Annotated in this window: 6 protein-coding genes and 1 riboswitch; all 6 genes read left to right on the top strand. The window is 54.0% G+C overall.

Annotation, left to right across the window (positions count from 1 at the left end):
- The first annotated feature begins 13 nt into the window (after window positions 1–13).
- The 6 genes from PUT07_RS28995 to PUT07_RS29020 all read left to right on the top strand — a co-directional run bounded on the left by PUT07_RS28995 (window position 14) and on the right by PUT07_RS29020 (window position 9,499).
- On the top strand, window positions 14–1,504 hold the full coding sequence (locus tag PUT07_RS28995) for a polysaccharide deacetylase family protein (RefSeq protein WP_274472273.1): 1,491 nt from the start codon (window positions 14–16) through the stop codon (window positions 1,502–1,504).
- A gap of 65 nt (window positions 1,505–1,569) precedes the next feature.
- On the top strand, window positions 1,570–2,547 hold the full coding sequence (locus PUT07_RS29000) for an AAA family ATPase (RefSeq protein WP_274472274.1): 978 nt from the start codon (window positions 1,570–1,572) through the stop codon (window positions 2,545–2,547).
- A 527-nt stretch (window positions 2,548–3,074) separates the two neighbouring features.
- Entirely contained in the window at window positions 3,075–3,773 is a 699-nt protein-coding gene (locus tag PUT07_RS29005) for a DUF58 domain-containing protein (RefSeq protein WP_274472287.1), read from the top strand.
- The gene (locus PUT07_RS29010; protein WP_274472275.1) at window positions 3,760–6,111 is read left to right on the top strand and encodes a transglutaminase-like domain-containing protein; all 2,352 of its coding nucleotides are present in this window, start codon (window positions 3,760–3,762) and stop codon (window positions 6,109–6,111) included. The genes PUT07_RS29005 and PUT07_RS29010 overlap by 14 nt, the downstream gene beginning before the upstream one ends.
- A 111-nt stretch (window positions 6,112–6,222) precedes the next feature.
- Window positions 6,223–7,761 carry a glutamine-hydrolyzing GMP synthase gene (gene guaA / locus PUT07_RS29015; protein WP_274472276.1) on the top strand — a complete coding sequence of 513 codons (1,539 nt, stop codon included), beginning with the start codon at window positions 6,223–6,225 and terminating at the stop codon, window positions 7,759–7,761.
- A gap of 90 nt (window positions 7,762–7,851) precedes the next feature.
- A riboswitch (purine riboswitch) is annotated at window positions 7,852–7,952 on the top strand.
- Between the two features lie 143 nt (window positions 7,953–8,095).
- Window positions 8,096–9,499, top strand: coding sequence for an NCS2 family permease (locus PUT07_RS29020; RefSeq protein ID WP_274472277.1), 1,404 nt, complete (start codon window positions 8,096–8,098; stop codon window positions 9,497–9,499).
- The last annotated feature ends 394 nt before the right edge of the window (window positions 9,500–9,893 follow it).

The raw sequence follows: 9,893 nt of genomic DNA on the forward strand, positions 1-9,893 counted from the left end.
AGGGATTATTAGCATGCGCTTTCAACTTCAATCAGCACCCCACAACCGGAAGATAAGCCGACTGATCATGATCATCCTGTTACTAGTTTCGCTATTCCTCTCTGCTATGCCCGTCCATGCGTCAGGGGAGGACGGAAGCTCCTCCGCCCAAGACGAGCAAGACATCTATCAGAAGCTGAAGTCCGGCCAGCGTCTGCAGCAAGAGAAGACCTATGTGACACCTGAGCAGCCAACCGTGTATTTGACCTTTGACGACGGTCCTAGCAAATTGACCCCGAAGGTTTTAGATATTTTAGCAGAAGAGGGCGTGAAAGCTACATTTTTTGCGCTTGGCGAGCAGGCCAAGGAGCATCCCGAGCTCGTTGCAAGAATCGTGAAGGAAGGCCATGTTTTGGGCAATCATTCTTATAATCATGTTTATAAAGAGCTTTATAGCAGTTTCCAAACGTTCTGGGATCAAATACAGCGCAGCGAGGATGTGTTTGCCGAAATCGCAGACGTACGTCCGGGTCTGGTGCGGGCTCCCGGAGGAACCTATACGAACTTTGACGCCTATTACTACTACTTATTGGAGCAGGCCGGCTATACGGTCGTGGACTGGAATGTCGACAGCGGAGACTCCAAGCGCCTTCATGTGCCTGCGAACGAGATTTGGCAAACGGTGAAAAGCTCGCGTCTGGAGCATGAGCTAACGGTACTGTTTCATGACGGCACAGGGCACGAATCGACGGTAGAAGTGCTGCCGAAGGTTATTGCCTACTACAAAAATTTAGGCTATACGTTCGCGCCTCTGACGGCCGAGGTGAAGCCCAGTCAGTTCAAGGTGGGGAAACCGAAATGGTCCCGAAGTATGAACCAGGGGGAGTTCCAGCACTTACTTGCTGAAACGAAGCAATATGCTGTGGCTCACAACCACCTGGTACAGACCGCTCAAGAGGAAGCGCCGGGGAATACGAGCGATCAGCCGGATAAGCTGCAAGGTGACAAACAGCAGGACAACAAGCAGCAGGATAAACTGGCGTCTGCAGAGGAAGAGGTGCAGATTCTGTCTGCGCAGCCGGCGGTGCCGCTGCAGGTGAACGTTGCTCCGGGAAGCAGCTTTACGCTGCAGCCTGCGGACTACGAATTGCGTGCGGGCCGTATCGAGCTTCCGCTGCGTTCCCTGATTGAGCGAATAGGCGGCCAAGTGCAATGGCGGGACAATGCCAAAACGGCGAGTGCACACTACGGCATCTATGATATTGACTATGATTTGGCTGCGAGAACGATTCGCATTTATGCTTTAGGCCAAAGCAGTGCAACCTACCATTTGGCGGACATGAAGCTGCATGACGGCGTGATGATCGTTCCGCTGCGCAAAACGGTAGATGAACTCGGCGGTAGAATTACCTCCTCCGTCATGGAATCGGGCAGACGCGAGGTGTCGATGGCGTTCAAGCAGATCTATATGCTGCGGGAAAATAATAGTCTCCTGAGAAACTCTCTATTTGCCCTAGCAGGTTAATGTCTAAAAGAGTAGAAGACTGGAAAAACTAGAAGCATACCCTTATATAAGGAGGCTTCTTGACTATGCAGTCGAAGACGCGAATATTCGATCAGCCGCAGCCTCTCGTGGAACGGATGATCATGAACGTAGAGAAAGTCATCGTAGGCAAAAGAGAGACGATCGAGCAGGCGTTTATCGCGATGCTGAGCGGTGGTCATCTCCTTTTGGAAGACGTGCCGGGCGTAGGGAAAACGATGCTTGTACGCGCCTTGGCCAGAACGATTGGTTGCGAGTTTAAAAGAATTCAGTGTACGCCGGATTTGCTGCCTTCGGATGTGACGGGGGTGTCGGTGTATAATGCCAAAACCGGCGAATTCGAGTTTCGCCCCGGGCCGCTAATGACCCCGATCGTCTTGGCGGACGAGTGCAACCGCACTTCGCCCAAGACACAGTCCGCCTTCCTGGAGGCGATGGAAGAGAAACGGGTGACCGTGGATGGCGTAGGCTATGAGCTGCCTAAACCGTTCGTTCTGTTGGCTACGCAAAACCCGGTGGATTACGAGGGGACGTACGCGCTGCCCGAAGCGCAGATGGACCGGTTCCTCATGAAGCTGTCGCTGGGCTACCCGACGCCGGATCAAGAGATTTTGATGCTGGACCGGCTGCAAGAGCGCCATCCGATCGAGGGGGTGAAGCCCGTCATCGTGCAGGACGAATTCGTGCAATTGCAAAGGGAAGCCGCTATGATTCATGTCGATAATACGCTCAAGGATTTCATCGTCCGCTTGGCCCTGGCGACGCGGGAACATCCCGATCTGTACCTCGGCGCCAGCCCGAGAGCTTCCCACGCGCTTATGCGCGCTGCGCAAACCTCGGCTTACATAAAAGGCAGAAGCTTCGTCGTACCGGACGATATCAAAGATCTGGTGCTCCCGGTATGGAGTCACCGGCTCATCCTGACATCCGAAGCCCGGATGACCGGCAAGACGGCGGAGCGGCTTTTGGCCGATTTGCTAGCCGCCCAGCAAACTCCCGTGCTCCGTTATGTTTCAACGAAGTAGGGGGCTTACTCATGAAAAGCTGGGGTAAAACGTCGCTGCTCTTCGCAGGCTGCTTGCTGTCCGTCCTGCTGGCCTACCGGCAAGGCGGATATGCCGCTTGGTATTTAGGCATTTGTTTGACTCTGATCTGGCTGCAAGCCGGATTGTTTTATGTTTTTGCGCTGCGGGGGCTGACGATCAGCCGGCAGCTGTCGGCCGAAGTGTTCGTGTCGGGAGAAGACTTGAGGGTCTCTTTGGCTGTCAGCCATCCCGCCCGATTGCCCCTGCCCTGGCTGGTGCTCAAAGAAACGTGGATTCACGAAGGAAGCGGTGCCAAGCTGGTGTACAGCAAGCTGTTGTTCCCGTGGTTTAAATCCGCTATCGCTATTGATTACAAAATCACGGCACTGCTCCGCGGCGTGTACCGGTTCGCCGGCTGCGAGGCGGTTGCAGGGGATCTCTTCGGCTTCGCCGTGCGCCGCACGCATCGCGATGAGCTTCACCGGTGCGTCGTATTTCCGAAGCCGGATACGCTCAGCCACTCCGGCATGACGTTCCACGCGGACGACGGAGACATTTCAGCCGCCCGCGGTCCGAGAACCGAGACTCCGCTTATCGGCGGAGTCCGCGACTATGTCAGCGGCGATCCGTATCACCGCATCCATTGGAAATCATCCGCCCGGCTGAACCGGCTGATGACCAAGGAGCCCGAGCAGGCCGTCTCCGCGAAGCGGATGGTGCTGCTCGACGCCGCGCCCGCGGCGGGCCCAGCCGAAGCGGCACAGCCGCTGCTGGAGAAGGGCGTCGCCCTCGCGGCCGGCTTCTTCGAAGCCGCCGCCGGCGGGCGCGAGAGCTGCGGCTTCGCCAGCAGCTCCGGCGGCAGGCGAATCGCTCCGACGATTCGCCCTGATCTGACGCTCGCGTACGAGGTGCTCGCGAGCGTGGGCGGCAAGCCCGCCATGACCTTTCCTGACCTCGTCAGGAAAGAGGCGGCGGCCTTGCCGCCGGATGCGTCGATGCTGTGCATCACATCGACGCTGGATGTGGCGCTGGTGCGCGCGGTCGCGGATGCGCGCACCAGGCGCCGGTCCGTGCACGTGATCTACGTGCACGCCAAGCCTTCTCTCTCGGTCGCCGAACGAGAGGGGGCATCGCAGCTGCAGGCCGCAGGCTGCAGCTTCACCGAGGTGCCGCATCCCGTTCGCCTGTGGCCGAAGCAAGGAGGTGTTGCGGATGCAACCGCTTGAACCAAGGCGCGAATCGCGCTTGTTGATACCGTCCGAGTCCGGTGGCGTTCCCCCGTCCGGCCTCGTATTTCATAAAAGCAGGATAACCGGCGCGGCGCCGCTATCGCCGTCATCGATATCGCCGCATCAGCAGACGACCTTTGTCCGGGACATCCTTACTTCACTTCTGCTCTTCCTGCTTGTCTCCGAGTGGCTTCATCCCCTGGCCTGGATGGCCGACGCGTCGCTTGCTACAGGGCCTGTTCTTGTTGTCTTCGCCATATGCATCGCGATCGATTGCTTCAAAGTGCCTTACGCATGGGGCTGGTCCGCCAAAGCGGCGCTCATTCTGCTGTTCATCGGGTTCATGTTTAACCGTGAGAGCTTCATGTCCGGGGCATGGGTCCTTGACGTGGTGCGCGCCTTCGCTCAGGATGCGGGGCATCTGACCCAGGGGCGTTTCGAGCTCGTCAGCGGCGAGTTAAGGACGCTGTTCTTCCTGTTGGGATGGTCGCTGCTCATATCCGTCATTCAGGTACTTATGCTGCAGAGGCAGCACAGCCTCTGGTTCGTCGGTGCTACGCTGATCTATTTGGTCGTTCTGCAGCTGGTGTTGGGCGCGGATACGGCACACGGGATCATACGCACACTAGGATATGGGCTGCTGCTGCTGGCGCTGCTTAATCTTGCCCGCATCGAGCAAACGTACGGCTTTGCGCCGGTCCGCCCGGGCCGGTCTGTGCAGTGGATGGCTGCAACTGCCGCTCTGGTGGGCTTATTGGCAGGGGCGGCCTGGTATTCGGCCAAGGAGGCGGATCCGCAGCCGCTGATGAAACCGGTCAGCTGGGATTATTTGTCCGACCGCTTGTTCGAGCTGTATAACGAAGATTATGCTTCCGGCGGAGGTGCCGTTGCAGGGGCGGCCAAATCAGGCTATGGCAACAATGACACTGCCCTGGGAGGTCCTCTCCAGGTAGATACGACCCCTGCATTTACGGCCAAGACCTCCGAGCTGACCTATTGGCGCGGAGAGTCCAAAAACTTCTACGACGGCAAAGGCTGGACCCAGACGAATCAAGCGCTGGAGCCTTTTGTACTTCCGCTGTCGAACCCTTCGGGCTCGACGGTTACGCAAGAAGTTTTATGGAATGACAAATCTCCGAATAAGCAGCTGTTTGCAGGTGGAAATCTAATAGGTGTGGACACGCTTCTGACGGACAAAGGGAAACCGTTGTCACCCAGTCAACTGCTGGGCTCTCCGTTCACAGGCAAATTGACTTTGCCCGAAATTGCAGATCCGTTATCGTATTACAAAATCACCGTTCAACCCGTCAAGGAAGATCCCGCCTTGCTGAATGCGGATAGGGGAGGTTACCCGGAGGAGATCGCCCGCGATTATTTGCAGCTGCCGGATGCATTGCCCCGTTCTGTCCGCAGCTTGGCTGAGCAGGTGACGGCGAACCGGGCGACGCCTTATGCCAAAGCGGTCGCGGTGGAGCAGTATTTGAGCCATACGTATACATACAGTCTGGAAAAGCCGACGCGTCCGAGCCGCAGCGAGGATTTCGTCAGCCACTTTCTGTTCGTGGATAAGACCGGCTACTGCGATCATTTCTCCACGGCGATGGTCGTGATGCTGCGTTCCGTCGGTGTGCCGGCCCGGTGGGTGAAAGGGTTCGCGCCGGGAACGCTTCAAGCGGATGACGGCGGTATAGAGCCGCTGCAAGAAGTGCTCGTTCGCAACCAGGATGCGCATTCGTGGGTTGAAGTTTATTTCCCGTCTATGGGCTGGGTTCCGTTCGAGCCAACGCCAGGTTTCTCGGGGATTTCTTCCGACCATCCGCGTGAAACCTTGACGACGGCGGCGATGGAGCAATCCGCCATGACGGCTTCGCTGATGAACGTCCCGCTGCCTGGCGGCTTTGCGGGTCATACCGGCGAGTGGCTGCAGGCTGCGAAAGACAAAGCGCTTGACTATGCGCGGGCCAATCGCAACCTTATGATAATTCTGGCAGGGATTACGGCTATGGCGGCCGGTGTTCTTCTCTATTTGAAACGCAAAGGGTTTATGGCTAGAACTGCGCTGGTGCCGTTTTACCGCGATCGCAACGCACACCCGCTTGTCCCTTACATGGACCGGCTGTGGCTGCAGCTGTTTCGCAAGCATGGCGCCAAGCCCAAAGACCAAACCGTGCGGGACTACGTGACCGGACTGAATCTCAGACAGCACGCCCAGAAACAAGCGCTGCTTCAATTCGCCTTAATGTATGAAAGCATCCGCTATGACACGGCGGGTTCGGCACCCTACACGAAGCGGGAAATTGCGGCCATTTGGAAAGCCATCCAAAAGACACATTAAACCCCTTTACATCCTAGGTACCTAATGTTTAAAATTAGTACCTATAAATAGCGGTAAGCGGACAAGGGACCCCTAAGCACCTTAATCGCTATGAAACTAGGAGGTCGGATAATGAGTAAACCGAGTGAAATGATCGTCGTTTTAGATTTTGGAGGCCAGTACAACCAGCTGATTGCTAGACGAATTCGTGATTTGGGCGTATACAGCGAATTGCTGCCGTTCAATACGACGGTCGAGAAAATTCGTGAGCTTCAGCCGAAAGGTATTGTGTTCTCGGGCGGTCCGTCGAGCGTGTACGGTGAGGGAGCTCCAGCTGTTGATCCGAAAATTTATGATTTGGGTATTCCAATTTTGGGCATTTGCTACGGTATGCAGTTGATTGCCCACCAATTGAACGGAAAAGTAGAGCGCGCTCATACGCGTGAATACGGGAAAGCTGATCTTTCCTTCACGAATGAAAGCCCGCTTGTCAAAGGCTTGGACGCGAAACAAACGGTATGGATGAGCCATGGCGACCACGTTGCCGTGCTGCCTGAAGGCTTCGTCATCGAGGGAAGCACCGATTCGCTGGAAATTGCTGCGATGAGCAATCGCGATCGCAATATCCATGCGGTTCAGTTCCACCCGGAGGTTCGCCATTCCGTTCAAGGGAATGAAATGATCAACAACTTCATCTACGGTGTGTGCGGCTGTCACGGCGACTGGACGATGTCTTCCTTCGTTGAAGATATGGTGAAGGAGCTTCGCGAAGAAGTCGGCGACAAGAAAGTGCTTTGCGCACTCAGCGGCGGCGTAGATTCCTCCGTGGTTGCCATTCTGCTGCATAAAGCGATCGGAGATCAACTTACTTGTATGTTTATTGATCACGGCTTGCTGCGCAAAGGCGAAGCGGAGAGCGTCATGGATACTTTCGTCGGCAAATTCGATATGCACGTGGTGAAAATCGATGCCCGCGAGCGTTTCCTCGGCAAGTTGGCCGGTGTGGACGATCCGGAGCAAAAACGGAAAATTATCGGCACGGAATTCATTCGCGTGTTCGAAGAAGAGTCCGGCAAGTTCGATGATTTCACTTTCCTGGCGCAAGGGACGCTTTATACGGATATCGTCGAGAGCGGTACGGCGACGGCGCAAACGATCAAATCGCATCACAACGTCGGCGGTCTGCCGGAAGATATGAAGTTCAAGCTCGTGGAGCCGCTCAAAACGCTCTTCAAGGACGAAGTGCGCAAAGTCGGCGAGGAGTGCGGACTGCCTGCGGCTATCGTATGGAGACAGCCGTTCCCAGGTCCTGGTCTGGCGATTCGCGTATTGGGCGAAGTGACGGAGGACAAGCTGCATATCGTTCGTGAATCCGATGCAATCCTTCGCGACGAGATTGCCAAAGCCGGTCTGGACCGCGAAATTTGGCAGTACTTCACGGCGCTGCCTGGTATGAAAAGCGTAGGCGTAATGGGCGATGCAAGAACTTACTCCTACACCGTCGGCATCCGTGCGGTTACTTCCATCGACGGCATGACCGCCGACTGGGCGCGTATTCCGTGGGATGTGCTCGAGAAAATCTCCGTTCGTATCGTCAATGAAGTTGAGAACGTGAACCGGATTGTGTACGATATTACGTCTAAACCGCCTGCTACGATTGAGTGGGAATAGCATAAATGGAAAAGACGAACATTATGGGAAAATTTAACCCGTTAATGTTCGTCTTTTTTATTTGACAAAGGGTTAGTTCCGCACTAAAATGTGAGTTGGATAACAGTTTTTCGTATAATCTTGGGGATTGGCCCGAGAGTTTCTACGAGATCACCGCAAATGATCTGGCTACGAAAAAAAGGAACGGAATCTATATGGGTTACTACGACTTTTTGTGCTATGCATAGAAGGGGCGGCCTCTCATATGGAAGCTCCTTTTTCGTACCCGGAATCAGGCAACATCGATTCCGGGTTTTTTGCTGTTCCCCACCATTCAATAGGAGGAGTAGGAAAAATGGATCGCTTTTTCAAGTTGAAACAAAACGGCACGACAGTAAGAACGGAAATCATGGCGGGGATCACGACGTTCATGACGATGGCTTACATCCTTGCGGTTAACCCGGACGTGCTGAGCGCGTTCAAATCGGGGGCTACCGGCGGTGACTGGACTTCGATTTTCTTGGCAACGGCCATTGCTGCGGGCGTCATGACGATCGCAATGGGATTATTCGTTAACTTTCCTGTTGCGCTTGCGCCGGGAATGGGATTGAACGCGTATTTCGCAACGATTATTTTAACCTCGCAAGGCAAGTTTACGTTCTCCATGGCTTTAACTGCCGTGTTTATCTCGGGGATCATCTTTATTATTTTGACCGTTACGAAAATTCGTCAGATGCTCCTTGTCGCCGTTCCGGATGGCTTGAAGCATGCGATCACGGTCGGGATCGGATTGTTTATCGCGATGATCGGCTTCAAGAACAGCGGGATTTTGACCGTTGCGGTTGAGAGCGGCCAAGACATTAAAGCTCATCAGTTTACAGACGTTCTTTCATTTGAAACTGTGTTTCACATGGGATCGCTAGAAAATAAAGGTGTTATTTTAACTATCGTAGGTATTTTGGTTATCTCCATTCTCATGGTGCTTCGTGTTCGCGGCGCTATCTTGTTCGGAATTTTGGCCACGACGGTGATCGGGTACTTCATGGGTATGGTTGATCTCGGCACGCTGACCAGTAAAGACACGACATGGGTTCCGGATTTGTCCAAGCTGCGTTTTGCCGATTTCGATTTCGCGGGCATTATGACGACTGGTATCGTTTCGGTTATCGCAACCTTTACATTCGTTGAGCTGTTCGATACGTTCGGAACGATGGTCGGTACAGCGAACCGTGCAGGTATTATGAAGAACAAGGAAGAAGGCAACAAGCGCGTAGGTAAAGCCATGTTCGTTGATGCCGTAGGCGTTAGCGGCGGTGCGCTGGTAGGGACAAGCACTGTTACGGCTTTCGTAGAAAGCGCTGCGGGTGTAGCTGAGGGCGGACGTACAGGTTTGACAGCCGTAACGACAGGCGTATGTTTCTTACTGGCACTGTTCCTGGCTCCGATTGCGATGCTGATTCCTGGCTCCGCGACAGCGGCAGCGTTGATCGTAGTTGGCGTTCTAATGGTACAATCGATTCGTGAAATTGATTTCCAAGACTTCGTTATTGCGATTCCGGCGTTCCTGACTATTGTCTTGATGCCTTTCACGTATAACATTGCCAACGGGATTTCCTTCGGCATCGTAACTTACGTTGTTCTGGCTACTGCTGCTAATCTGGGCGGCAAAAGCGAGAAACGCTATTCGGTTCACTGGCTCATGTGGGTGCTGGCGGTTCTGATCCTAGCGCGCTACATCTTTATTGGAAGTGAAGGTTAATTCGTTGAAGCTCCGGTGCTTGAGGTTGAGGCACCGGAGTTTTTTCCATTCCATATTTTACAAAAGGCGAAATGCTTGCAATGCCTTTGCGATTTTGTTATATTATTTCTTGTCGCTTCGGCGGTCGAACAAAAGAACAAAATGATTTAAAAAAGTTCTTGCAAACGGGTAGGCCGATGTGGTATATTGATCAAGTCGCTTTTGAAGGCGATGGATTAATAAGGAAGACATTGATCTTTGAAAACTGAACAACGAGTGAGTAAACATGAACGAGCAATCGTTCAAACATGAGATTAATAATCTCGCTAGCAAGTCAATTGAGCTATTCAGCTTTCAATAAATGAGCGAGCAATCGTTCAACTATTATGGAGAGTTTGATCCTGGCTCAGGACGA

Source organism: Paenibacillus sp. MAHUQ-63, assembly GCF_028765165.1.
Lineage (GTDB): Bacteria > Bacillota > Bacilli > Paenibacillales > NBRC-103111 > Paenibacillus_E.

Coding starts and splice junctions, on each gene's coding strand:
- PUT07_RS28995 (WP_274472273.1), top strand. CDS start 14: ATGCGCTTTCAACTTCAATCAGCACCCCACAACCGGAAGATAAGCCGA.
- PUT07_RS29000 (WP_274472274.1), top strand. CDS start 1,570: ATGCAGTCGAAGACGCGAATATTCGATCAGCCGCAGCCTCTCGTGGAA.
- PUT07_RS29005 (WP_274472287.1), top strand. CDS start 3,075: ATGACGTTCCACGCGGACGACGGAGACATTTCAGCCGCCCGCGGTCCG.
- PUT07_RS29010 (WP_274472275.1), top strand. CDS start 3,760: ATGCAACCGCTTGAACCAAGGCGCGAATCGCGCTTGTTGATACCGTCC.
- guaA (WP_274472276.1), top strand. CDS start 6,223: ATGAGTAAACCGAGTGAAATGATCGTCGTTTTAGATTTTGGAGGCCAG.
- PUT07_RS29020 (WP_274472277.1), top strand. CDS start 8,096: ATGGATCGCTTTTTCAAGTTGAAACAAAACGGCACGACAGTAAGAACG.